The organism is Paenibacillus sp. 37 (assembly GCF_008386395.1).
GTDB classification, from domain to species: Bacteria; Bacillota; Bacilli; order Paenibacillales; family Paenibacillaceae; genus Paenibacillus; species Paenibacillus amylolyticus_B.
The window spans coordinates 2,581,119-2,606,005 of record NZ_CP043761.1; the positions used below are offsets into that span (position 1 = coordinate 2,581,119).

The window sequence follows — 24,887 nt, forward strand, 5'->3', positions numbered from 1 at the left end:
TTGTTACGGGAGACTTGTTTGTTTAATACGGATGAACAGAATCATGAAGAATAAGTCTCCATATGTTAACCCGTGTCCACAGATGAAACCTGGGGGCACGAGCGGAAGTCAGAGAGGATGAGACAAATGCAGACAACTAGCCTGGCTTTACATACGGATAAATATCAGATCAATATGATGTACGCCCATTGGGTGAATGGTACTCACAAGCGGAAGGCGGTATTTGAAGCCTATTTCCGTAAGCTTCCTTTTGGCAACGGATATGCGGTATTTGCCGGATTAGAACGGATTGTGAACTACATCAGCCAGCTTCGGTTTACGATGGACGACATCAAATTTTTATCCAAACAAGAGGAAAATTACGATCCGGTCTTTCTGGAAGAGTTGCTCCAGTTTTCATTTCAGGGGACGATTCATTCCATGAAGGAGGGCGCAATTGTTTTCCCTGACGAACCGCTCATTCGGGTAGAAGGCTCCATTATGGAGACACAATTGGTGGAGACGGCGATACTTAACTTCATGAATTATCAGACGTTGATTGCAACCAAGGCTTCGCGGATCAAACAGGTGGCACAACAGGATACGTTGCTCGAATTCGGTACACGGCGTGCACAGGAAGCGGATGCTGCCATCTGGGGCGCACGAGCTTCGTATGTAGCAGGCTTCCATGCAACGTCCAACATGCTGGCCGGAGAGCGCTTCGGAATCCCAACAGCAGGTACACACGCCCATTCCTGGGTACAGAGCTTTATGAGTGAGCAGGAGGCGTTTGACGTGTATGCCAAAGTGTTGCCTGATCAGGTTACGCTGCTGGTTGATACCTTTGACACGTTGAACAGTGGAGTACCTCACGCCATCAAGACAGCCAAGAAGTTGGAGAGCCAAGGCAAAAAGATGAACGCGATTCGTCTGGACAGCGGTGACCTTGCGTACTTGTCGATTCAGGCGCGTCAGATGCTGGATGAGGCTGGGCTGGATTATGTGAAAATTGTAGCATCCAATGATTTGGATGAAAATACGATTTTCAACCTGAAAGCTCAAGGAGCACGGATAGATACATGGGGTGTTGGTACACAGTTGATTACGGCTTCTGACCAGCCATCTTTGGGTGGAGTGTACAAATTGGTGGAACGTGAAGTGGACGGTGCCATGCTGCCTACGATCAAAATATCTGCCAATCCTGAAAAGGTGTCCACTCCAGGTAAAAAGGAAGTGTTCCGGATCATTGATCCGAAACATGGCAAAGCGATTGCAGATTATATCTGCTATCCAGATGAAGAGCAGCCGCTACAGGGCGGACCGCTCAAGCTGTTCAACCCGCTACACCCTTACCTGAAAAAGACGGTTACCCGCTACGAAGCGGTCAATATGCTGGAGCCAATCTTTGTGAATGGACGCAAAGTGTATGAACTGCCTAATCTGGATGAGATTCGGGCGTACCACCGGGAACAGATGAACCTCTTCTGGCCGGAATACCAACGGAAACTGAACCCGGAGATCTACCGTGTGAACATCAGCCCTGCGGCATGGAATATGAAGCAGAAGCTCATTGCGGAACATGTGAAATCCACAGAGGAATGATCTACACATAAGAATTACAAAGAGGCATAACCAGTGAGGGATACTGGCTTATGCCTTTTTGATGCCTATAAAATGTATACGTTCTTAGCGGATTTGAACGATTCAATGATCGCAAGCAAAATTTCCCGCTATACGCGTTCTGTCTTCTGTGAAAGTACGTCGATAGTTGATAGACTTTATTCTTATATGATCCCGATGAGATGGACCAGGGATGTAAGAAATCTCATGGACAGACTGCCCAGGTAGCAGGCTATACTGGAATTTGTCTTGTTCAGTTCGAGAGATTGTTCAAAAATAGACTTTTGAACATGTATTTACAGGGGGAACAGCAGTTATTATTTCTCGGGAAAGCGCAGGAGACGCCAAATTCTGCAACTATTGATTCAATCCCGCAGCTGCAGGGGATGAAAGTAAGAGGAGGTGCAGACATGAGATGGATACTAGGACTGGTCTGGATCGCTTTTATTGCCTATGCATTGTTGTTGGCACCGGGGCAGTCACCTGGAAGTGATCCAATTTTCAAAGAACTGATTACCATGCAAAGCAAAGAACCTTGGTTACTTACGGTATTTTCGTGGTTAGGTATTTTCCCGGCAGTTTATACTTGTATGCTGTTAAGAACATCTGTGAAAGAACGAGGTGGCCGTGTACCGGCTTGGCCTTTTGTTATACTTTCTTTCGGACTTGGTGCTTTTGCGCTGCTTCCCTATTATGCATGGTCGTCATCCGCGAATAGAGCTTCGGGTTACGCAAGCTTGCACTTTGGTCGTCAGCGGGAGTCGGGAATTGGACGGGTAGCAGCTCATAAGTTGACGCATGTAGTCCTTCTGCTGTTGACGCTGGGTACGGCATTCTATGCCGTGACGCAAGGTCATCCGGATGAATATATGGACGCGTTCAAGCAATCTGACTTTGTACATATCATGACGATTGATTTTGTACTGCTGACCTTGCTTTCCGTGATTGCGATATACAGGGATGCCAAAGGCAGTCGACGTTCACCAGCTTGGGCCGCGGCAGGCATCATCCCTATTGTGGGTCCGCTAATCTATCTGTTGACGCTCAGGAGAGACAGAGCTTGATCATCAACATCTGAAGAATCCAGAAGTAAAAGGTAGCCGTTAAGCCTGAATACGAACAATTCATGTGCTTAATGGGAAAATATATAAAATCCAAATAAGGAGTGGCTATTGATGAAAAAACATTTTAACGCATATGTTGTCCGTAAAGAAGAACAGGGAGGAGTGAAAGCTGCTATAGAGCAACTGAAGAAGGAAGATCTGCCAAATGGAGATGTAACGGTACAGGTGCAATATTCCAGTGTCAATTATAAAGACGGACTCGCGACTCTTGAAAAGGGTGGTGTCGTTCGTGAGTACCCGATGGTACCGGGAATTGATCTGGCCGGAACGGTAGAGGAGTCGGTCAGTGGACGTTTTGCACCAGGAGATCGGGTGATCAGTACAGGATTTGAACCTGGCGTATCCCATTACGGAGGGTACAGCGAGTATGCTCGTCTGCGCAGTGAATGGCTGGTGCCTCTGCCACTGGGTCTCAGTGAGAAAGAAGCCATGGCAATTGGAACCGCAGGATTTACGGCTGCACTTTCGGTAGATGCGCTGTTACAGGCTGGAGTGACACCGGAGATGGGCAAGGTTCTGGTTACGGGTGCAACGGGTGGCGTTGGCAGTATGGCAGTTGCCATTCTGGCGAAACTTGGCTTTGAAGTAACAGCCAGCACAGGCAAGAAGGAGCGGGAGGAGCCCTTGCTTCGAAACTTGGGGGCCTCAGAGGTTATTACTCGTGAAGAAGCCGATGCTCCAGCTAAAGGAGCCATGGGTAAACAGCTATGGGCGGGAGTGGTTGATCCAACAGGAGGCCCGGCTCTCGCGGAGCGATTGAAACAGATTCAATACGGAGGAGCGGTTGCGGTATCCGGGTTAACTGGAGGCGCAGCTTTTGAATCGACGGTACTTCCATTTATTTTGCGTGGCATCCAGCTTATTGGTATAGACTCTGTATATTGTCCGATGGAACGTCGGGAACGGGTATGGAAACTGCTCGGCGGAGAATGGAAACCGGAGCGCGCGCTGGAACTGGGAATCCGCGAAATTTCTCTGGACCAGTTGCCTCATACGCTTGAGACGATACTCCAAGGCGGTGCGGTAGGTCGGACTGTGGTCAATACAATATCAGATCTGCCATCCGCATAAGTTTCCAAGTCCTAAGACATGCTAATTCTACCTGATTGGGTCACAGTACATGTGACTGGAAAGGAAGGATTGGCATGTGTTTTGATAGAAAAGGACGAAGTCTGGTTCGAAGAACAATGAAGTCGATACTTGTAAGTGGTGTGTTGATCACAAGTGTCTGGTCCCTGGTGGCTTGTTCGGCATCATCCATTGAGCAGGAGCGGAAGGTCTACACCCGTGAAGCGACAGATGAAGGAAATATGCGGGCACAGAGTCAGGGACACGGATTAAACGGTGAATTGGTGAGTGAGATCAGTAAGAGTTTTGAAGCAAAAGGCATTCAGCTGATGAATAATATGTCTGCCGATGATGGGCATGGTGGGATCTCTTATATGTATTTGTTGAATGGAAGTGGCAGACACATCGTGAAAGTCCATATTTTCAGTGATGCAGCTACCCGGGCTGCGAGCATGAAACAAATGTATAGTGAGAATCGTGATGAGGCTGTCTTGGAGAATGCGCTTGGCCGGACAACGATTCGCAGCAAAGGATACGTCTCACTTGTTTATACAGCTTCGGGTGGGGAAAAGGACAAGTATGAACAGGATGTTATGCAGGTGTTCCAACATGTGCTGGGGCAAATAAGGTAAGTTGAGCGAGATCCCCTTCGTACTTTATTATACAGCTGAAAATAAACCCGAAAAACCCGTCTGATCTTTCAGACGGGTTTATATATTTCACGCATCACATGCCGCAGCTCAGGCAAAATGAGTTTTTCCATGGCCAATTTGACAGCTCCTTTGGAGCCCGGCATGGAGAAGACGGCTGTGCGTCCAATCGTTCCGGCGACGGCTCTGCTCAGGATGGCAGCGGAACCGATATCCTCGGTGTAACTGAGAAAACGGAAGATCTCACCAAAGCCCGGAAGTTCCTTGTCGAGTAGCGAGGATACCGCTTCGTAGGTTGTATCTCGGGGTGCAATTCCTGTTCCCCCGCTGAGCAGCACGGCTTCGATATCATCACGAACAGCTGCATCTTGCAGGATGCTTCGAATGTTCTCCGTTTCATCTGGAGTGATGATGTATTCAACAATCTGATAACCCGCTTCACTCAGAAGCTGGTGCATGAGCTGGCCACTGGTATCGGTGTCTTTGGTGCGTGTGTCCGACACTGTAACTATCATGCACGATACCGTGGTCGGAGCTTCCTGGCGATGTTGTTCCACTGAATTAGTCATGAAACTTCCTCCTTCAATCAACATGTCCTCATAGCATAGACCATCCGTTAACATCAGGCAATGTACTGGGGAAGAATTGAACATGATTGCATAACGAATGCGGGATGGTGTACACTCGCTAGATATAGATAGACTAGGTTACAAGAAGGACAATCAGAGAGGTGTATACGCATGAATGAAACAATTTTAAAAGAACAATCCATACCTGTATATATACTTTCAGGTTTTTTGGGAAGTGGAAAAACAACACTGCTTGTTCAGTTGATCGAACATTGGCAACAGCAGGGTTTGCGTCCCGCAGTGGTTATGAATGAGTTAGGCGAAGTCAATCTGGATGGTCAGATTGTGGATTCCACCGTTCCGATGACCGAGATGTTAGGTGGCTGTATCTGTTGTACCGTACGTGGTGACTTGGGATTGCAACTTGCTGATCTCGTTCAAGAGGAATCACCGGATGTGATCGTTATTGAAGCAACCGGTGCGGCAAATCCAATGGAGATTCTGGATGCGGTAACGGAAACCTCGCTCTACATGCGACTGGAACTGAAAAGTCTCATTACCGTTGTGGATGCGGCACATCTATCTGGTTTGTATCAGGAGCAGAAGGGGCAGACCTTTAAACTGATGCAGGAGCAGATTCGCTGTGCGTCTGTGCTTCTCTTGAACAAAACGGATCGGGTGAGCGCACAGGAACTGAAGGATCTGGAACAGCTTTTGGCAAAATGGAATGGCTTCGCACCTGTAATCCCTACAGTCAAATGTGAGGTGGAGATGGATCTGTTGCTTCGCAGTGGGGCAGACGTGCATGTACGTGATTCAGCTTCTGAAGCAGGTAAGCCAGCTCACCAAGAGCATCATGTGCATACGGAAACCTGTGGTACACATGGCTGCAATCATGGACATGAACATACTGATCATACAGTCCAAGGCGATGATACGAATACTGACGCATCCCATAGCCCTGTCCATGCCCACAGTCACGAGCATTCCGCTCCTCATGCATCACATGAACATGTCATGGTATATACGCATTATTTCAGTCAACCGGTGAACAGCGAGGCGTTTGAACAGTTTGTATCTGCTTTGCCACGAGACGTGTATCGAGCAAAAGGCATTTTATCGTTTAGTGACACGGCGAGTCGCTTCTGGTTCCAGTATGCCTACCGTGAATCGGACTACATGAAGATCACACCTCAGGGAGATGTCCCTAATGTTGCTGTGTTTATAGGTGAACATTTTGACCAAACTGTCATTCGTGACCAATTACTGGAATTGGAAGCGATAAAGTAGGTTAGATGATTCAATATTCCTCCGAACTGGGTATTAAGATGCATAGCAAACTTTGCCTGGGAGGTAACTTTAAATGACACAACAACAATATCAACAATGTATCGATGCTTGCCTGGAGTGCATGAATGCATGCAATGTATGTTACATATCGAGTCTGAAAGAATATGATCTGGCGATGTTGCGTGATTGCATTCGTTTGAATCGGGAATGTGCGGAGATCTGCAGTTTTGCTGCACAAGCGATGACACGTGGAAGTGATTTCATTGCTGAAATATGCGAATTGTGTGTGAAAGCTTGTGAAGCTTGTGCCGCAGAGTGTGGCAAACACAACCACGATCACTGCCAAGCATGTGCAGAGGCTTGCCGCAGCTGTGCAGAAGCTTGCCGATTGATGGCAGCAGTAGCGTAAATATTATTTCACTGGAATATATAATTAAAACCGATAATGACCGTTGTCCCCTAAGGGAAGGCAGTGTACACAAGCATCTGAGACGATGTGCCTATGTGTTGCCTTTCAGTAGGGGATTTTTAATGCAGGTTGCCAAGTCTGATCGTGGTATGTATAATGATGGCAATGAATTGAAATGAAGAATATCAATGATCGGGAGAGTAGCCAGATCCATACATGACAGCGAGCCGGGAGAGGTGGAAGCCGGTATGACATGACCTGAGTGAACCGCACCCGTGAGATGGTTATCCGAAAAGATGTACGTATCCCAATTGGGGATAGGCCAGATCTGTCTGAGGGTAACCCGGCTTGCGACCGTTATACGCATCGAGCGGAACAGGTTCTACGGGTATGCATGTTGATGCATATGAAGAGCAGCCTGTTCACCTAGAGTGGTACCGCGGGAACTGTTAAGTCAGCTCTCGTCTCTTATGTAGAGACGAGAGCTTTTTTGTGTTTATTTTTAGCCACTAATGAATGGATAAGGAGTGTTAGACATGTTGATGAAGCAGGCTGCGGCCGATATTGCCCCTTTAACGGGATTGAATGAACAAGAGGTTATGAGATTATTGGAAGTTCCACCACAAGCGGAGATGGGTGATGCAGCATTCCCTTGTTTTGCATTGGCGAAGTCATTAAAAAAAGCACCGGCAGTCATTGCCACTGAGCTCGCAACGGGATTACAGGCATCTGGAATTGAAGCGACTCCCGCCGGGCCGTATGTAAATATCCGTTTCAATCGGGAGAAGCTCGCGCCGAATCTGCTTAAAGAACTGGGGAATGCGGCATTTGGTAAGCTTCAGCTTGGTCAAGGTTCGCGTGTTGTGATTGATATGTCTTCCCCTAACATCGCAAAACCCTTCGGAATCGGACATTTGCGTTCTACTGTAATCGGTGCAGCACTGTATCGGTTGTATAATGAAGCAGGTTATACCTCCGTAAGTGTGAATCATCTGGGAGACTGGGGAACCCAGTTTGGCAAGCAGATCGCAGCATACAAACGGTGGGGCAATGATGAAGCGCTGCAGGCAGACCCGATCCGTACTTCTCTGGAGCTGTACGTGCGCTTCCACGATGAGGCGGAGAACGATCCTTCACTGGAGATTGAGGCACGCGAGTGGTTCCGCAAGCTGGAGCAAGGAGATGATGAAGCACAGCGGTTATGGGCATTCTTTGTGGAAGTGAGCATGAAGGAATTCAACCGGATGTATGAACGTCTGAATGTACAGTTCGACCATACGCTGGGAGAGAGCTTTTACAATGACAAGATGGGCGCAGTGGTTGAAGAACTCAAGACAAAAGGTTTACTTGAAGAGAGTGACGGAGCACTCGTGGTACGCTTAGAGGATGAGAACATGCCCCCGTGTCTGATTATCAAAAAAGATGGCACAACGATCTATCCTACACGGGATTTGGCTACGGCGGTTTATCGTCATGATGTGATGAAGGCAGATCGGTTGTTATACGTGGTCGGAGGCGAGCAGAAGTTACATTTCCGTCAGGTATTTGCGGTCCTATCCCGGATGGGTCATGAATGGTCTGCGAAGTGTGAACATATCCCGTTTGGCCTAATGCGTTTTGAGGGACGGAAAATGTCTACCCGCCGCGGTAAAGTTGTCTTTTTGCAGGAAGTGTTGGATGAGGCAGTTGCTCGTGCTTTGCAGATTATTCAGGAGAAAAACCCGAATCTGGAGAACCCTCAGAAGGTGGCTGAGGCTGTTGGTGTAGGTGCCATTGTCTTCGGTGATCTGCGGAATAATCGGTTAAACGATGTGGACTTCTCCCTGGAAGATGCGGTGAGTTTTGAAGGGGAGACCGGACCTTATGTGCAATACACCCATGCTCGGATTCAAAGTGTGCTTGCCAAGGCAGAAGAGGCGATGCGTATGGAAAATGAAAACCCATTGACTAAACCCAACCTTGCGGAAGGTGAGAATAACACAGAAACCACTTCATCCCTTATCGGAGATACCTCATGGGCATTGCTGAAACTGCTTGGTGATTATCCCGAGTATCTGGAAAAAGCAATTCATCGGAATGAGCCTTCGGTCATTGCCAAATATACAATAGATGTCGCTCAAGCGTTCAACCGCTTCTATCACGCCGAACGGATTGCGGATGCGTCATCTGATGTAAGATCCTTCCGGGTGGCATTGGCCAAACGGACTGCCGAACGACTCGCGTACAGTTTACATTTGCTAGGTGTGCAGGCCCCGGAACGGATGTGATCCCAATGACATGGAGTACACGTGGTATTTTCAAGAAGTCGGATCAAGCTACACCAAACTCATCAGTCCGAGGTATATTGCTTCAACAAGTGAGCAAGAGATTAGGTCATGCTCAGGTACTGAATCAAATTAATCTGGAAGTGGAACAGGGTGAATGTGCTGTGCTTGTTGGCAGAAACGGCTCGGGAAAAAGCACGTTGCTACGTATGTTGGCAGGTATTTTGTTACCCGATACAGGATCGATCCAGCGCACAATGAAGGGTTCTGATGGGTATGCAGTAGATGGCCTGCCACGTTTACCCTTTACATCTAGGGAGTACTTGTGGGACATGGGTCGGATTCGGGGCATTCGCCCCGAAATACTGCGTGAGCGGATTAGAGAACTTAGTGAACTTTTATATCTGGATACCGCGATCGATCAGAAGTTACCCCTATTATCCAAGGGCACATTGCAAAAAGTAAATTTGATTCAGGCCCTGTTACCTGGACCGGGTGGTCTTTTGTTGCTGGATGAACCGTTGTCAGGCTTGGATATTCCAGCTCAAGAGGGCATTGTATCCTTATTGGGGCAATGGAAGGATGAAGGGACATCCATCGTTACAGCTTGTCATGAACCGTTGCTTATTGAACGTTTGGCAGACCAGGTGATTGTGTTGAAGAAAGGCCGCGTGCTCCGCTACTGGAGTCGTGAAGATATACTACAAGCTGGCGAACCCGCTGTACGTATTCAAAGTCTGACGAAAGCTGGAGAGGATCTCGCTAACGATCTATCGATTGTACAACAACCGGGAGTACTGTCTTTGGTTCGTAATACAAGCTCGGGGAAATCCAATTCTTGGTTGTGGGATTGGAAAATAGTTCAACAATCAACAGATGATGTCCTCAAAAGAATTTTGGCATCCGGAGGTTCGGTTGTGTCTGTACAACAGGAGGAAAGTCAATTACATATGGAAAGTCTGCTGGAAGGACAACATCCAGCTGTACATACGAGTCTTAGAGGTGTCACAGAATCTGTCGACTTAAGCTCTTCCATGGATGATGCGGGGGGAGAAGCCAAATGATCTATCTGACCCGATATTTGTTAAGGCATCACATTCGCTCACAGAAATATTTTGCACCGGTTATCTTTTATATCATCGCCATGCTGCTGATCTATTCTTACAAACCCAACCCAATTGCCGACAGTTACAGCGTTACGGCTATGCTGTTATTTCTGGCAGCTGCTTGGCTCGGAGTAATGGTGATGAATACCGAACCTGCAAAGCAGGTTCAATTACTTGTCCTTCATGCAGGAAGCAGGCGTAAGGTGGTAACAAGTCAACTCATCTGTGCCTGGATCATGCAATTCATGCTCACCGTAATCACTGTGCTGTATCCCGTGTTCGCGGGAATGTTCGAGAGACAACTCACAGGTGAGGAGTGGATGATGACTTGGTTAGGACATCTGGGGTTATCACTGCTGGGATTAGGCATTAGTGTATTCTTTCAAAAATCGTACATTCCCTTGCTTAGTCGCAGTATGCCTGCCCTCATTATTGTATTATTACTATCGTTTATCCAAGGTTCCTTAAGCGAACGTTTGCCTGAATCGTTAGAATGGATCGGCCGTATTCTTCCACCAGCCTTTTATCTGGTTCGTGAGATGATGTTATTTGATGAATCCAAGATGAACTCTTTTGTTTCGGTTACGCTGTGGACTGTGATCTATGCATTAGCGTTACTAATCATCCATGTGTGGCTGTCCGGGAGAAGAGATCTGCGGGGTTAGAAGACGCGCTTCCCGATAACTTGAATGTTGCTCTTGGTTTGGTTAGGATAGAGGGACATGGAATGGATAACATCGTACGGTTGAAGGAGGCGCTCGCATATGCAAAATACAGATATCCAGAATGGTGACATGCTGGACAGCGAACACTCCAGGGAATTGTTTGCCTATTACGGATTGGCCGTGTACTACGGGCAGGCGCTTGAACAGCAGCTGGTCAATCTGATTTTATTAATGAAAATGTCTCAGGGCAAGGCTGTGTCTGAAGAAGACCTGGAAGATCTGTACGAACGAAAGATGAGCAGTTCACTGGGGCAGCTCATTCACGAAGTACGTCATCATTTTACATTCTCTGAGGAAGAGACTCGCCAGTTGAATGAATTATGGCAGCAACGTAACCGTATCGTACATCACTACTTCAAGGAACGAATTCACGAGACATTCAGTCCGGAAGGACGCTCACGCATGATTAAGGAATTGGAGGATTTCAAAGACCGTGCACAGGAGTTGGAGATACGTCTTCAGCAGTATACGGGTGCATGGATTGCAGAGCTTGGTCTGGATGCCGAATCCGCAGCAGCTCTGCAAACGCTGGAGCGGATGCATACCGAGAGTATGCAAGCGAGGGCTTTGGAAGAGGATGAATGACAAGCAAACGGATAACCAAACGCTGGATATTAATGACGGTTCTGGCTGTAGTATTCGTTGGAATCCTGTGGACTGTGGTTACGGCAGTACGTATATCAGTATACACGGATGAGGATTCACCCAGGATATCGGATGCAGCGATCATTCTGGGCGCAGCCGTGGTGGGGGATAACCCTTCACCTGTATTTCGCGAACGTATTGAACACGGGATTGAATTATACCGTCAGGGTACAGTTCGTAATCTGCTTTTCACAGGCGGGTCAGGTGATGCTGGAGAACATACGGAAGCTGAAGTGGGTCAGAAGTATGCCATTGCACATGGAGTAGATCCTGCGGATATTCGCATAGAGACCAAATCCAGAATTACCGAGGAGAATCTTCTCAATTCAATTCCAATTGGTGAACAGGCCGGTTATCAAACCTATACGATTGTGAGTGATCCGCTGCATATGAAACGGGCCATGAAGCTGGCTGCCGGGCTGGGTATGGATGCCGTACCATCTCCGACACGAACAACGGCTTATCGAACCTGGCGCAGCAAGTTTCCTTTTCTCGCAAGGGAGACTGTGATGTACATGGGATATACGATCAAGGGATGGATAGACAATCCGCAGCAGCCATGAGGTTGCACGCGGATTGTTTTTTTGTCTGGACGAAATAAACAGTAACCGAACATACCTCCAGATGAAAATACAAAAAAACCGATCTACACCGCAAACCCTAAGGTAGCTGTGTAGATCGATTTTTGTTTTGCTGTCGAGTACATCATTTTTGGTTGATTACTTAAAGAGCTATCTGTTTTACACTGTTATGCATTGCCTCCGGCAAAGGAGGCTGATGTTCGAACAGTCTCGCCTGAGGGATTCTCAAGCGTTGCGACCGCTGCTGCTTGCGCACCTTGCTGAAGCTGATACATCTTATAATAGCGGCCTTTAAGCTCCATCAGTTCATCATGTGCACCCTGCTCAACGATGCGCCCGCGATGCAGAACCAAAATCTGATCTGCTGAACGAATAGTGGAGAGACGGTGAGCAATGATGAAGGTGGTACGTCCTTTTTTGAGGACTTCAAGTGCATTCTGAATGAGTGCTTCCGTTTCCGTATCAATATTGGCAGTCGCTTCATCCAGAATGAGGATGGCCGGATCAAATGCGAGTGCACGAGCGAAGGAGATTAACTGACGCTGACCAGCGGACAATGTGCTTCCTTTTTCAATGACAGGTTCGTCAAAGCCTTGAGGCAAATGAGCCAGTATACGTTCGGCTCCTACATCACGCAGGGCCTGTTCAATTCGTTCACGGGAGATCTTCTCATCGCCAAGACTGACGTTGGAAGCAATGGTGCCTGTGAACAGATACGGGTCCTGCAATACAATCCCCATATGCTCGCGAATCCACTGTTTAGGCAGATCTTTGACGTTCTGACCGTCAATCGTGATCTTGCCTTTTTGCGGATCATAGAACCGGAATAGCAGGTTGATGATTGAGCTTTTACCCGAACCGGTGTGGCCGACCAGAGCGACTGTCTGACCTTGGGATGCTTTGAACGAGATATTGTTAAGCACGTAATCTTTTTTATAGGCAAAGGATACATCATCGAAGACAACATTCCCTTTGTATCTTGGCATGGAGCCATCCGTTACAGCTTCTCCCTTTTCATCCATCAGCTCAAAGACACGCCCAGCAGATACGAGGGAGGAGTCCAGGTTGGCGAGTTGATTCACCATACCGGTGATTGGCTGGAACAAGCGACCCAGAACATCAACGAAGGCATACAGAACACCCAGAGAGATAATACTTGTGCCATCCAGCACACTGGAACCGAAGTACCACAGGACCACCGCAAAGGCGATATTTCGCAATACGTTAACCAGGTTGTGTGAGGTGAAGGCATTCAGGTTGAGCATTTTGTTCTGGTGTTTCATATAGTCATCATTCAGATCTTCGAATTCCTGTTTGGTTTGTTTCTGATGGCGGAATACGCGGATAATGGACATCCCCTGAATGGACTCGTTAATGATTGCATTGATCTCACTCAGTCGGGATCGAATGATCGTGTTGTAACGAGTGGCGAATTTGCGATAGAGCACAATCCATGTAATGAGCATCGGCACAACGAATAATGAGATTAGACCCAGGCGAACATCAAGCAGGAAGAGTGCGACATACACACCTGTAATCGTGATGATTCCTGAGAAAAAGTTCGAAAGAACGGCAACGAACAGATCCTTGACGGCTTCTGTATCGTTTGTGACCCGAGATACAACTTTACCTGCGGGCAGGTTATCAAAAAAGTGCACCGGCAGTCGCTGAATATGGGCATACACATCGTTACGCAGTCTTTGAATAACCTTGTTGGCCGAGGATTGCAGCCAGAAAGTTTTACCAAACTCCATAATGACCGAGATCACGAGGAAGATCATGTAATACACAATTAATTGATAGATGCTGGGCATCTCCGGTTTGTAAAAAGCAAACAGTTCACCAGCGGACAGGGGGGTTGCCGCATATTGGCCTGTTACCTCACCTGCGCGTGTAACCGTGAGGGTTCCATCCGTATATGTGCGGTCCCCGTCAGGTGCATTGACCGGTTCGTTTACAAAATAAAAACTTCTGCCGGCTTGTAATACCCGCACTTCGGAACCTTTATTTTCATCCGGTTCGAACAAACCTTCGCGTTTGTAATTCTTACCGTTGTAAACTGCGGCTTCATCTGAAGCTGTCGTCTCATAGAAAGGCTGCTCAATCGCGAGCAAGTGATTGTCAATCATGGATTTGGCGATGAATGGCCCGGCAAGCTCGGCCGCAACACCAATAGTAAGCATAATTAATGCAGCGATAAATGTTCCTTTGGCTTTCAAGGCGTAATCAAGCAGCCTTTTGCCTGTATTAGACTTCAATGAATTGACCTCCTACGTGGACAGATTGGACTCGACCTGTTGCCGTTCATACTGTTCACGGTACCAGCCGTTCATGGCTAACAATTCCTGGTGAGTGCCTTCTTCCGTAATTTTCCCGTGCTCCAGTACGATGATTCGGTCAGCATGTTCAATAGCAGACAGGCGATGAGTCGAGATCAGCGTGGTTTTGCTCGAGCGTTTGTTGCGTATATTTTCAATAATTTTGGCTTCAGTACGTGCATCGACCGCAGATAAGGCATCATCAAGGATCAGGATATCAGGATTAGCAATAAAGGCACGCGCCAGCGAAACCCGCTGTTTCTGTCCGCCGGACAGAGAGATTCCTTTTTCACCAACGAGTGTATCCAGTCCATCGGACAAGGTTCCCAGATCCCCGTCAAAAGCGGCGGTACGAATGGCTTCCATGATGACTTCATCACTGGCCCCAGGTTTACCAAATTGAATGTTTTGACGAACTGATTTGGAGAACAGAACTTGTTCCTGTGGTACGTACCCGATCCAGCTGTGCAAGTCATCTTTGGCGATATCCTGAATCGGATGACCCGAGATGCTTAATGTGCCCGAACCGGCAGGGTATTCATGAAGCAGTTGTTTGAGCAAAGTAGACTTACCGCTACCCGTACGACCCACAACACCCAATGTTTGACCCCGTCGTAGCGAAAAGCTGATATGACTGAGATTGTCGACAGTTGAACTTGGGTAACGGAATGTAACATCCTGCATCGCAATTTCTTCCGGATTCGTAACGTGGGCAGGTTGCTCCACATCTTGTACGGCAGGTTCTACCGATAAAGTCTCGTTGACCCGATCAAGCGAAGCGCTACCACGTTGCATCAGGTTAATTAATTCGCCGATGGCAAACATGGGCCAGATCATCATCCCCAGGTACATGTTAAACGATACGAGATCCCCCAGGGTAATTTCATTATGAAATACAAGATATATGCCGTAGGCAAGTGCAATCACATAACTGAGTCCAACGAAGAGCCGGATGGTGGGTTCGAATAGGGCATCCATTCTGGCAACAGCCAGGTTTTTGCGATACACATCTTCGGTCACGTCGGCGAACCGTTTCTCGTCCAGACGTTCCTGCACATAAGCACGTACGACACGAATCCCGGCGATGGATTCCAGCACCTGGTCGTTCATATCTCCGAATGCATCCTGTGCCAGGGTGTAACGTTGATGTACAGCTTTACCATAGATCATCATGGCAATGGCGATAAAAGGTAATGGCAGGATTGCCGCCAAGGTCAGTTTCCAACTGACCAGGAAACCCATGGCGAACAATACAGTGGCCAGAAAGGCTGTAGAGTCTGTTAAGGTCAGCATGCCGAAGCCTGCTGTAGTAGCAATGGAACGAAGATCATTGGTGGCCCGAGCCATCAAATCTCCTGTTCTGTTTTTCTCAAAAAAGGGAGGAGTCATCCGTAACAAGTGGTCCATAAAGCGTGAACGAAGCAGCCGCTCCACCAGATTGGCACCACCAAACAGTTTGTGCATCCAAACGTATGTAACCAGATAGATAATGATGACCGTTCCCAGAATAAGCAAGATATAACGCGTAAGTGAGGTGCCGGTAATGGAACCGCGCACAATCTCGTCGATGGCATTACCAAGAAGACGAGGAGGCAGCAGTTCTGCAATGCCCACCAGAATAAGCAAGATGACACCGGTTAGGTATCGTTTGCGTTCCAGCCGGAAGAACCAGGCCAGGTTTTTAAGTACAGAGAACAAGTGTTATCCCTTCCTTTCGATGTCTGAGAAATGCAGATTCCGTTCATGTATGCCGAAATGTACCCACAAAAAAAGACATACCGCACGCAAGCGGTATGTCTTCATATAATCATACGGCAGCATGGCTCAGAGAACAGAGCCGTCACCATATATAAGTTCGATTGTGAGTATACATCACAGAGGTTCTAATGAAAGAACGCCTTGTCATGCCGACTTATGAACGGAATAATGATTTCGGGTGTGCTCCGGTATTTAGTTGTGTGCTGAATTGACCAATCATATGTTTGTTAAACACCGTAATCACCCTTTCTTTTTTTGGAAATAAATACAATGTAGACCTCGTATGTTTGCATCTTAACACCGGTTTTTACAATCTGTCAAACATTTTTCACAATTTATTTTGTCTTTATGTGGTCACTCGGGTTTGTATTCAAGTCCCTGTAGAGATATGATGGAACATATATATACAGAAGGAGCTGACACCAAATGAGTACCATACATGTATCCGATCAAGCTGCTCGCTGGTACAAGGAAGAACTGAATTTGAACGAGGGAGACAGCATTCGATTTTTTGCCCGTTATAGCTCTGGCGGAGGTCTTCACCCTGGATTTTCGCTAGGCATTGCTGTGGAGAAACCAAGACATCCTGCGGATCAAACCGAAGTATCGGGGATTCAATTCTTTATGGAAGATCACGATTATTGGTATCTGAAAGGGCACCAACTGCATGTGGATATCGTTGATGAAGGTCAGGATATCGAATATCGTTACACGGAAGTCTAAACTTTGAAGTATTCTGCTAAGCAATAGATGGATTACAGGTCGCCACCGGCTTCCGAGTAGGAGGAGGGGATAAGCAGTGAATCTGCCAGCACGAGATTTGGCCCAGTATATCGCGAAACGCTCTCATATTGTTGTAAAGGCGGCTGTGTGGGCTGAGAACGAACAAGGTGAATTACTGCTGATTCAGCATGCTGAACACGGTCACTGGCGGTTGCCAGCAGGTGAGATGCGCCCGGGTGAGGCTATTGAAGATGCTGCACATCGGGAGTTATGGGAAGAGACAGGTTGGACTGCTGATACCATGACACTGGAAGGCCTCTATTCGGGGCCAGACCTTCGGTATCTGCATTCAAGCGGAGATGAAGAGTATTATGTCATTGCTCTGTTCCGGACAGTGATCATTCAGGATGACCTTGTGGAGTCGCGTGTAAATAGTGATGCAGGTCTGAAGTTTTTTGCGCTGGAGTCGTTACCACCTCTGAATCAGATTAGCCGAATCCTGTTAGCGCGGGATATTGCAGAATAAAATAAGTGTTGACGCAAAAAAATGACCTTGGCATGCACGATACAGTGGATGCCAAGGTCATTTTTTAAAAAATCCGATTCAGGTGCTCAGAGTATGAATTACACCTGATCCAGTGGTTCATCATCCATCGCAAAATCAAAATCATCAATATCAAATACCTGCACAGGTGATTCAGACTCAATAATACGTGCAATCAGTTCAACCTGATCGGTGAGAATCGGGATACTCAGACGCTGAGATGTCAGCAACAGTTCTGTCTCAATGGGATCGAAATACTCCCCGTACTGTGCCGTATCTATTGCGTTGATAATGGCAATGGATACTTGGTCACCAAATAAAATGGAGGGGCTTTTGGCCCATGGAACAAGTAACGCACGCTCTATTTTTTTCTTATTCAGCGGTTCCTCGAAATAAGAAATCATTTCATTGATTTTGGATTTCACATGCTGATCATCTGCCGGGTTATCCATCATGGGATCAGGACTGGTCTGGAATTCATATAGCTCAAGGATGGTGGTATAAGGAACAATATATTCAACAGGCGCGGGCGGCGCTAGCAATTGACCGTAAATGGCCACCATCACGGCTTCTGTAATAAACTGACGTGACATGGTTCCTTAATCCTCCTGCGCCATTAATAGTTGCAAAGTGAATCTATATTTCATGCAACAGCATAACCACAATGTGGATTATTCTGTTGTAGACTCGTGTACACAATTTGCATGAATAGAAGTATATCACACAACGGTGGGAAATACAGCCAATCTGCATAGCATGTCAGGTTACAACTATCACAACTTGAATCAGGATTTGCCCAGTAGCAATGATAAAATTCCCGCCGCAATCAATGGACCCACAGGTACACCCTTGAATAGGGCAACCCCAAGTACCGTTCCGATTAACAGCCCTGCAACGACAGTTGGCTGTGTACCCATCAACGTAGCGCCACGTCCTCCGAGATATGCCACCAGTAATCCTACGCCAATGGCGAGTAGTGATTTCCAGTGCAGGAAAGACTCACCGATCGTCTGCAGACTCATCTTGCCACTGGCAAGAGGTGCCATCACGCCAATGGTCAGAATGATAATGCCCAGTGTAAGTCCGTATTTTTCAAGCCATGGAAATGCCTGATTCAGGTTCAGGACTCGTAGCAACAACAGAAATACCATCGCTACGGTCACAGGTGTGTTGCTGCTGATAATCCCGAGAGCCGCAAATACGAGCAACAGCAGGGAAGTCATATCCATTGTTTTCATTTCCCTTCAGTCTGTCCACGTTGTTTGCTAACGATATGTTCCGCAATGTAACGTCCATGCCAGCGCCCGGATTCAATAAAGACTTCATTGGCATTACGCCCCGAAGCGATGACTCCGCCCACATATACACCAGGTACGCTGCTTTCCATCGTTTGTGCATCATATAGAGGTTTATCCATATCATCAGACATCTCCACACCTACCGACGTGAGTAGTTGACGATCTGGACGGAAACCGGTCATGGCCAGTACGAAGTCATTATCCAGTTCCCGAGTGGAACCATCCGTGTGTATCAGACGAATCGAATCATCGAGTATTTCATTCACGCGTGATTCCAGGTGGAGTGTGATATGACCTTTTGTCACCATGCTCTCGAATAGCGGGCGTACCCATGGTTTAATATGCTGGGACAGACCACTGCCGCGATAAACCATATCAATATGTGCTCCGACCCGAACCAGTTCCATGGCCGCATCCACGGCTGAGTTGCTTCCGCCAATAATGGCGACACGTGTACGGGTATAAGGGTGGGCTTCCCTGAAGTAGTGGGTTACCTTATCTTTATCTTCTCCAGGGATGCCCAGATAGTTAGGATGGTCAAAATAACCGGTAGCTACAACTACATTGCGTCCAACATGTACGATGGCTTCCCCGCGGCGATTGAGCGTATGTACCTCAAACGTACCATCATCCTTGCGTTTAATTTCACGGGCTTCCTCATAGTTATGAACACGCAGACCAAAATGTTCGGCTACCCTGCGATAATAGGCAAGTGCTTCATAACGAAACGGTTTATCATTAGGTGTGCTGAACGGAACGTTTCCGATCTCAAGCAGCGGGGCTGTGCTGAAAAACTGCATATGGGTTGGATACAGATAAATAGATTGAACGATATTGTATTTCTCAACGATCACAGCGGACAGTCCCAGCCGCTCACATTCAATGGCAGCAGACAGACCGCATGGGCCTCCGCCGATAATAATGACATCTTCCATGTTCTTAATCCTCCTTATTTCAAGCAATATAATCCTACCGTAAATAACGAGCCAATGCCAGTTCAAGCGTGGAGTTTAATTAGACAAGCTTACTTGAAACCAAAGGAGTTGACGTGTTGAGAAGAAAAGACTAATATCAAATTAGATGTATATCTAATTGAAAGCGAGATGAACGATGATGCAGCTGGAGAAAATTGTGGCTTATCATAAAGCGTTGGCTGACCCGACCCGGCTTCGCATGCTGCTGTTATTGGCACAGGGTGAACTGCACGGACAGGCACTTGCCGAGCGGCTGAATCTGTCACAGCCAACCGTGACACATCATGCATCCAAGCTGAGAGAGGCGGCGCTGATTAAGGAACGACGGGAGAAAAATACAGTGTATTTCACACTCAATCCTTCGTTTATCCGCGAGAATGCACAGGCTTCGGTTGATTTTATCTTTAATCGAGAGGAGGTTGCGGATATGAGTGATGTGAATGAAACATTGAAAGCGTCGGTCATGAGAAATTTTTTCTCCAAAGATGGGCGACTGCGTCAGATTCCGGCTCAATACAAGAAAAAACTGATTGTACTTGGTCATCTGGTCGAGCAGCTTGAATTTGGTCGGAAGTATACGGAGAAAGAAATCAATACATTTATAAAGCAATACCATGAAGACTTTGCAACGATTCGGCGAGAATTTATTATGCATCAGTTCATGTATCGGGAAGAGGAGATCTATGAATTGAATCCGAAGGAAATGTGGACACGCTGGGATCAGGTCAAATAGAGTAGCGTTTGGTAAAAAAAATTGGGCTTGACAACTGTAAAGCTCAGTGTGTAACATAATGGATAATTCTACAAGGGAGGCGATTGTTTATGACAAACTTAAATGCAGTATACGTTAATTTGAATATGAACAGCGTCTCCGGAACGGATCAAAGCATATAATTTTGCGTTAGTTGGATAGCAGTATCCATTATAACGTGAAGTATGTCATGCTCAGATGAAGCCACGGGTGACGCACCCGTGGCTTTTTTGTTTGCCAATAAAAGGGTGTTCCTGAATGGTTTATATCGGAGGGTTAAGTATTCTATCCGGTAGATCTGCAAGAAGGGATGATCTCTGATTCGGTTAACTACTTATTGCCACGGGTGTATTTCTACTCGTGGTTTTTTGTTTTGATCTGAACCGGAGATGATTGTTCAATCGGCTTGAACGAAGTAAACAACTTATTTTGGGAGGAATTTTTATTTTAGATAACCATATTGAGAAGTACGGCTGGTCAGCAAAGTGGCAGGAACTGTGGCAAGAGACAGGGATGGAAGAGCAGGAGAAAAAGCCAGCCAGAATTATCGCAGACCATGGACATCTGCAACGTCTGATTACAGAAGAGGGCGAATGCTGGGGAAGAATTTCGGGCCGAATGCGTCATGATAGTCTGGAGAGCAGCTTGGTACCAGCGGTTGGAGATTGGGTGGCGATTACAGGCCAGGCAGGTGAAGAAGCAATTATTCACAATCTGGTGCCACGTCGGAGCAGGGTATCGAGACAGGCGGCAGGTCCGGTGACCAAGGAACAATTAATCGCCGCAAACGTAGATACACTGTTGATCGTGGCTGCACTTAATCATGATTTCAACCTTAGACGACTCGAAAGATACGTGATGATGGCTTGGAATGGTGGCGTAAGGCCAGTCATTGTCTTGAGCAAAAGTGATCTGGGCAACAATGTGGAAGAACAGATCCGAAGTGTAGAAGGGATTGCTCCAGGCGTTGAAGTGCTTGCAATATCTGCAGTGGAGGGTCAAGGCAAATCCTTATTGGAACGATATTTGCAGCCAGGGCTGACTGTTGCGCTGACAGGATCTTCTGGCAGTGGCAAGTCTACGCTGGTGAACTGGATGATGGGTGAGGATGTGCAGCTTACACAATCCGTCCGCGAGGGAGACAGCCGTGGGAGACATACGACAACACACAGGGAGATGTTTGTACTACCCCAGGGAGCCGTATTGATCGATACTCCAGGAATGCGTGAGCTTAATCTCTGGGATGAGGGCAATGATGGGCTGTCGCATGCGTTTGGAGAAATTGAAGAACTTGCGGCCACGTGCAGATTTCTGGATTGCAGCCATACACAGGAAGCTGGATGTGCAGTGAAAGAGGCCATACAGAATGGTTCATTGGATGAAAAAAGATTGAATAATTATCTGAAAATGCAGAAGGAATTGCAATATCAGCAACGCAAGGAAGAAGTGGCATCCAGAAGGCGTACCGCCTCCAGCAAACCGGCCAATAGTCGTAAACCCAAGCACTCCCGTAGTGTGAAAGAGTGGGAGGAAGCCTGAAATCAGGCGGGCATCATCCGGTATCTTGCATAAGATAGGTCAGGAGGGATGTCATTATGCCAGATTACAGGATTATTGTAGATCTGTCTGACCACATGTTATATCTTCTGGATGGCAATCAGGTGATTAAGGGCTATCCCGTGGGCACCGGCAAGATGCTCACACAGACTCCAAACGGGGAGTTCACTATTATTAACAAACAATCCAATCCGGGTGGGCCATTTGGCGTGTTGTGGATGGGGCTGTCTGCTCCCCATTATGGGATACACGGAACCAATGAGCCTTGGTCTATTGGCAAATCCGTCTCCCATGGTTGTATACGCATGTACAACTCGGATGTACTGGATTTGTCTTCCAAGGTATCTGTAGGCACGAGAGTAACGATCCGGCCCTAGGGCCGGATTTTACTTCATGAAAGGTAGTTCAAAAAGTCCGCTTTTGATTACGAATCATGCCTAGCGGCGTGATCAGCATCGAATATGAAATTCAGCCGAAATAAGCGGGAGGCTTACGAAGTATGTTTCCGAAGGAAACATTTTGGTTGCTCACGTAGTTTTCCCTACGCTCCGCTACTCCATTTCTAGCTTCATTCCATCTTCGTGGTACTTAAAACCAGACTTTTTGAACACGTATTATAAGGTTAAGATAGCCAGTTACCAAATAAGTTTTACAGCCAGGACTAAAGTGGGTTAATTTGGAATTAAAGAAAGAAGAACATATAATATGGTAAAGCTGCGGCGGTTACGAGAGAAAGTGAGTGATAGCGATGCTGATCAGGCGGGCGCGTGAAGGGGATGCGCAAGGAATAGCCCATGTACATACAGAGAGTTGGAAAACAACGTATCGGGGAATTGTGCCTGACGATTTTTTGGATCATTTGACTACAGAATCAAGATTGTCTCAGTGGGAGAAGACTATTCGTTCTGGCGAAAAGGATCAGATCCTGGTGGTAGCTGAACAGGATCATGGGAACATTGTCGGATTTGCTTGTGGGGGTAAGGAGCGTAAAGGCAAATTACCTTATGATGGAGAGTTGTACGCTATATATTTGCTTAAGGAAGTGCAACAAACGGGGATAGGTCAGCAACTGGCGACACATGTCGTTCATCATCTGCAGACCCACAATATGAAACGTTTGATCATATGGGCTTTGGAGCGAAATTCAGCTTGTCGCTTCTATGAAAAGATGGGAGGCACTCCAGTCCAAACACAGTCCCTCCGCATTGGTGGTCAAGATCTGATCGAAGTTGGCTACGGATGGGAAGACTTAAGCCTCTTTGGAGAGAAGAGCCTGCCCGACTGTTGAAAGACTTTCAGATGGCGAGAGAATAGTGTGGGTTGTGTTGTTTCCTTAAACTTTAAAAATGGAATAGCTAATTCAGGTCTTCACGTTTGCGTAATTCTGAACAAGGTTAATGATGTATTACACCGTTGTGCAGGTGTGACATTTAATCTTGATCAGGGGGCGTATTCACATGACTTTAATGGACACTGAACATACAACATGGACGAAACAATATATTAATGGCAGCTGGGTAGATGGCTCCGGTGAGAAAACAATGGAGAATATCAATCCTTATTCGGGAGAAGTTATTGCTACATGGCGCTCTTCCAATAAGAAAGACATAGATAAGGCTTATGAGTCAGCTCAGAAAAATTCGATTGAATGGGCGAAGTCATTACCTGCTGCGAAAGAAGAGGTATTGCGTAAAGTTTCATCCCTGATGACGGAGCGGAAAGAGGAGATCATTCAACTGTTGATCACGGAATCCGGGAGTACCCGTATCAAATCGGAGGCGGAGTTTGCAGCGGCTAAACGCATTGTGGACGAAGCAGCATCTTTTCCTTATCGCATGAAGGGTGAGATCATCCCGTCCAATACCCCTGGCAAAGAGAACCGTGTGGTTCGTGAGCCGAAGGGAGTGATTGGTGTTATCGGGCCATGGAACTTCCCTTTGCATCTATGCCTGCGATCTGTAGCTCCAGCAATTGCTCTTGGTAATGGTGTGGTGATTAAACCAGCATCGGATACTCCGATTACGGCAGGGTGGCTTATTGCCGATTTGTTTGAACAGGCTGGTCTGCCTGAGGGCGTGCTGAATGTCGTTGCGGGAAGTGGCAGCGAGATTGGAGATTACTTTGTCGCTCATCCGGTTCCCAAAGTAATTTCATTCACGGGTTCCACAGAAGTTGGACAAGGGATCGGTAAACTGGCGGGTGAACATTTAAAAGAAACGGCACTGGAACTAGGCGGCAACAACGCCATGGTTGTGCTGGAAGATGCGGACATTGAACGTGCTGCCGAAGCGGCGGTCTTTGGTAAGTTTCTGCATCAGGGACAGATCTGCATGGCTCTGAATCGTATCATTGTGCATACCGATATTTACGACCAATTCGTCGAATCATTTGTTGCCAAAACGAAGAATGTCCAGGCAGGTGATCCAGCGGATGCCAAAACACTCGTGGGTCCTCTCATTCGGGAAAAAGAGGTAGAACGATTGCTGGAGCTTGTGAACAAAACCAAGGCTGAAGGCGCACAGTTAATGCTCGGGGGGACCAGTCAAGGCAGCGTGCTGTCTCCTACTGTACTTGCCGATGTTAAACCTGAACAGGATATCGTGCAGCAGGAATTATTTGGCCCAGTAGCAGTGATCATGAAGGCTCATGATGAGCAGGAAGCTGTACGTTTGGCGAATGATACTCCTTATGGACTTAGTGGTTCCGTATTCACCAAAGATCTGAATCGAGGATATCAGGTTGCCCAGCGCATTGAATCGGGTATGGTGCATGTAAATGATCAGTCTGTGAACGATGAAGCGCATGTGATGTTTGGCGGTGAAAAAGCTTCAGGGATTGGACGTTTCGGTGGGGATTGGGCCATTGAAAAGTTTACACGTACTCGTTGGATCAGCATTCAGCACCAATATCGGGAATATCCGGGAGTGAAATAAG

At 47.1% G+C, this 24,887-nt stretch carries 24 protein-coding genes and 1 other annotated feature; of the genes, 18 read left to right on the forward strand and 6 right to left on the reverse strand.

Translation table 11 applies throughout. From position 1 onward, the window contains the following. Positions 1 to 126 precede the first annotated feature (126 nt). The 4 genes from F0220_RS11665 to F0220_RS11680 all read left to right on the forward strand — a co-directional run bounded on the left by F0220_RS11665 (position 127) and on the right by F0220_RS11680 (position 4,423). A complete protein-coding gene (locus tag F0220_RS11665) occupies positions 127 to 1,581 on the forward strand; it encodes a nicotinate phosphoribosyltransferase (RefSeq protein ID WP_091017227.1) in 1,455 nt (484 codons plus the stop codon). Positions 1,582 to 2,009: 428 nt separating this feature from the next. Beyond that, positions 2,010 to 2,663 carry a hypothetical protein gene (locus F0220_RS11670; RefSeq protein ID WP_105598226.1) on the forward strand — a complete coding sequence of 218 codons (654 nt, stop codon included), beginning with the start codon at positions 2,010 to 2,012 and terminating at the stop codon, positions 2,661 to 2,663. A gap of 111 nt (positions 2,664 to 2,774) precedes the next feature. Continuing rightward, entirely contained in the window at positions 2,775 to 3,794 is a 1,020-nt protein-coding gene (locus F0220_RS11675) for an oxidoreductase (protein WP_105598227.1), read from the forward strand. Between the two features lie 116 nt (positions 3,795 to 3,910). Further along, on the forward strand, positions 3,911 to 4,423 hold the full coding sequence (locus F0220_RS11680; RefSeq protein ID WP_143786531.1) for a hypothetical protein: 513 nt from the start codon (positions 3,911 to 3,913) through the stop codon (positions 4,421 to 4,423). Positions 4,424 to 4,491: 68 nt separating this feature from the next. Here the strand turns inward: F0220_RS11680 and F0220_RS11685 are convergent, their stop codons facing one another. Beyond that, a complete protein-coding gene (locus F0220_RS11685; RefSeq protein ID WP_091017221.1) occupies positions 4,492 to 5,010 on the reverse strand; it encodes a MogA/MoaB family molybdenum cofactor biosynthesis protein in 519 nt (172 codons plus the stop codon). Positions 5,011 to 5,181: 171 nt separating this feature from the next. Between F0220_RS11685 and F0220_RS11690 the strand changes: the two genes are divergently transcribed. From F0220_RS11690 to F0220_RS11720, 7 genes are all read left to right on the forward strand, one after another. Further along, entirely contained in the window at positions 5,182 to 6,300 is a 1,119-nt protein-coding gene (locus tag F0220_RS11690) for a CobW family GTP-binding protein (protein WP_105598229.1), read from the forward strand. Positions 6,301 to 6,373: 73 nt separating this feature from the next. Next, positions 6,374 to 6,709 carry a four-helix bundle copper-binding protein gene (locus F0220_RS11695; protein ID WP_105598230.1) on the forward strand — a complete coding sequence of 112 codons (336 nt, stop codon included), beginning with the start codon at positions 6,374 to 6,376 and terminating at the stop codon, positions 6,707 to 6,709. 179 nt (positions 6,710 to 6,888) lie between these two features. Beyond that, positions 6,889 to 7,181, forward strand: a binding site (T-box leader). Positions 7,182 to 7,245: 64 nt separating this feature from the next. Next, positions 7,246 to 8,976 carry an arginine--tRNA ligase gene (gene argS, locus F0220_RS11700; RefSeq protein ID WP_105598231.1) on the forward strand — a complete coding sequence of 577 codons (1,731 nt, stop codon included), beginning with the start codon at positions 7,246 to 7,248 and terminating at the stop codon, positions 8,974 to 8,976. Between the two features lie 5 nt (positions 8,977 to 8,981). After that, complete coding sequence (locus F0220_RS11705) at positions 8,982 to 10,037, forward strand: ATP-binding cassette domain-containing protein (protein WP_105598232.1); 1,056 nt, start codon at positions 8,982 to 8,984, stop codon at positions 10,035 to 10,037. Next, positions 10,034 to 10,744 carry a hypothetical protein gene (locus F0220_RS11710; RefSeq protein ID WP_105598233.1) on the forward strand — a complete coding sequence of 237 codons (711 nt, stop codon included), beginning with the start codon at positions 10,034 to 10,036 and terminating at the stop codon, positions 10,742 to 10,744. The genes F0220_RS11705 and F0220_RS11710 overlap by 4 nt, the downstream gene beginning before the upstream one ends. A 99-nt stretch (positions 10,745 to 10,843) precedes the next feature. Then, positions 10,844 to 11,389 (forward strand): hypothetical protein, encoded by a 546-nt coding sequence (locus F0220_RS11715; RefSeq protein ID WP_053061520.1) that lies wholly within the window; start codon positions 10,844 to 10,846, stop codon positions 11,387 to 11,389. Continuing rightward, positions 11,386 to 12,012, forward strand: coding sequence for a YdcF family protein (locus F0220_RS11720; RefSeq protein WP_091017212.1), 627 nt, complete (start codon positions 11,386 to 11,388; stop codon positions 12,010 to 12,012). Before F0220_RS11715 ends, F0220_RS11720 begins: the two co-directional genes overlap by 4 nt. Before the next feature lie 185 nt (positions 12,013 to 12,197). Here the strand turns inward: F0220_RS11720 and F0220_RS11725 are convergent, their stop codons facing one another. After that, positions 12,198 to 14,288 (reverse strand): ABC transporter ATP-binding protein, encoded by a 2,091-nt coding sequence (locus F0220_RS11725; RefSeq protein ID WP_149846523.1) that lies wholly within the window; start codon positions 14,286 to 14,288, stop codon positions 12,198 to 12,200. 12 nt (positions 14,289 to 14,300) lie between these two features. Beyond that, entirely contained in the window at positions 14,301 to 16,046 is a 1,746-nt protein-coding gene (locus F0220_RS11730) for an ABC transporter ATP-binding protein (RefSeq protein ID WP_105598235.1), read from the reverse strand. Between the two features lie 486 nt (positions 16,047 to 16,532). Between F0220_RS11730 and F0220_RS11735 the strand changes: the two genes are divergently transcribed. Together F0220_RS11735 and F0220_RS11740 are read left to right on the forward strand one after the other, a co-directional pair. Next, the gene (locus F0220_RS11735) at positions 16,533 to 16,829 is read left to right on the forward strand and encodes a HesB/YadR/YfhF family protein (RefSeq protein ID WP_036609218.1); all 297 of its coding nucleotides are present in this window, start codon (positions 16,533 to 16,535) and stop codon (positions 16,827 to 16,829) included. Between the two features lie 76 nt (positions 16,830 to 16,905). Continuing rightward, on the forward strand, positions 16,906 to 17,355 hold the full coding sequence (locus F0220_RS11740) for an NUDIX domain-containing protein (protein WP_105598236.1): 450 nt from the start codon (positions 16,906 to 16,908) through the stop codon (positions 17,353 to 17,355). A gap of 98 nt (positions 17,356 to 17,453) precedes the next feature. Here the strand turns inward: F0220_RS11740 and F0220_RS11745 are convergent, their stop codons facing one another. The 3 genes from F0220_RS11745 to F0220_RS11755 form a co-directional block, all read right to left on the reverse strand. After that, positions 17,454 to 17,966: a hypothetical protein gene (locus F0220_RS11745; RefSeq protein WP_036609214.1), complete on the reverse strand. Its 513-nt coding sequence runs from the start codon at positions 17,964 to 17,966 to the stop codon at positions 17,454 to 17,456. Between the two features lie 192 nt (positions 17,967 to 18,158). Beyond that, a complete protein-coding gene (locus F0220_RS11750) occupies positions 18,159 to 18,602 on the reverse strand; it encodes a DUF441 domain-containing protein (RefSeq protein WP_036609212.1) in 444 nt (147 codons plus the stop codon). Positions 18,603 to 18,607: 5 nt separating this feature from the next. Then, complete coding sequence (locus tag F0220_RS11755; protein ID WP_076249782.1) at positions 18,608 to 19,606, reverse strand: YpdA family putative bacillithiol disulfide reductase; 999 nt, start codon at positions 19,604 to 19,606, stop codon at positions 18,608 to 18,610. A 178-nt stretch (positions 19,607 to 19,784) separates the two neighbouring features. Here F0220_RS11755 and F0220_RS11760 point away from each other — a divergent pair, with 178 nt between their 5' ends. The 5 genes from F0220_RS11760 to F0220_RS11780 all read left to right on the forward strand — a co-directional run bounded on the left by F0220_RS11760 (position 19,785) and on the right by F0220_RS11780 (position 24,886). After that, entirely contained in the window at positions 19,785 to 20,378 is a 594-nt protein-coding gene (locus tag F0220_RS11760) for a DUF2087 domain-containing protein (protein ID WP_076249781.1), read from the forward strand. 447 nt (positions 20,379 to 20,825) lie between these two features. Continuing rightward, a complete protein-coding gene (gene rsgA / locus F0220_RS11765; protein WP_105598461.1) occupies positions 20,826 to 21,935 on the forward strand; it encodes a ribosome small subunit-dependent GTPase A in 1,110 nt (369 codons plus the stop codon). A gap of 56 nt (positions 21,936 to 21,991) precedes the next feature. Beyond that, complete coding sequence (locus F0220_RS11770) at positions 21,992 to 22,330, forward strand: L,D-transpeptidase (protein ID WP_091017202.1); 339 nt, start codon at positions 21,992 to 21,994, stop codon at positions 22,328 to 22,330. Positions 22,331 to 22,701: 371 nt separating this feature from the next. Continuing rightward, positions 22,702 to 23,241, forward strand: a complete 540-nt coding sequence (locus F0220_RS11775) for a GNAT family N-acetyltransferase (RefSeq protein ID WP_091017200.1) — start codon at positions 22,702 to 22,704, stop codon at positions 23,239 to 23,241. A gap of 169 nt (positions 23,242 to 23,410) precedes the next feature. After that, positions 23,411 to 24,886 carry an aldehyde dehydrogenase family protein gene (locus F0220_RS11780; RefSeq protein WP_105598237.1) on the forward strand — a complete coding sequence of 492 codons (1,476 nt, stop codon included), beginning with the start codon at positions 23,411 to 23,413 and terminating at the stop codon, positions 24,884 to 24,886. The last annotated feature ends 1 nt before the right edge of the window (position 24,887 follow it).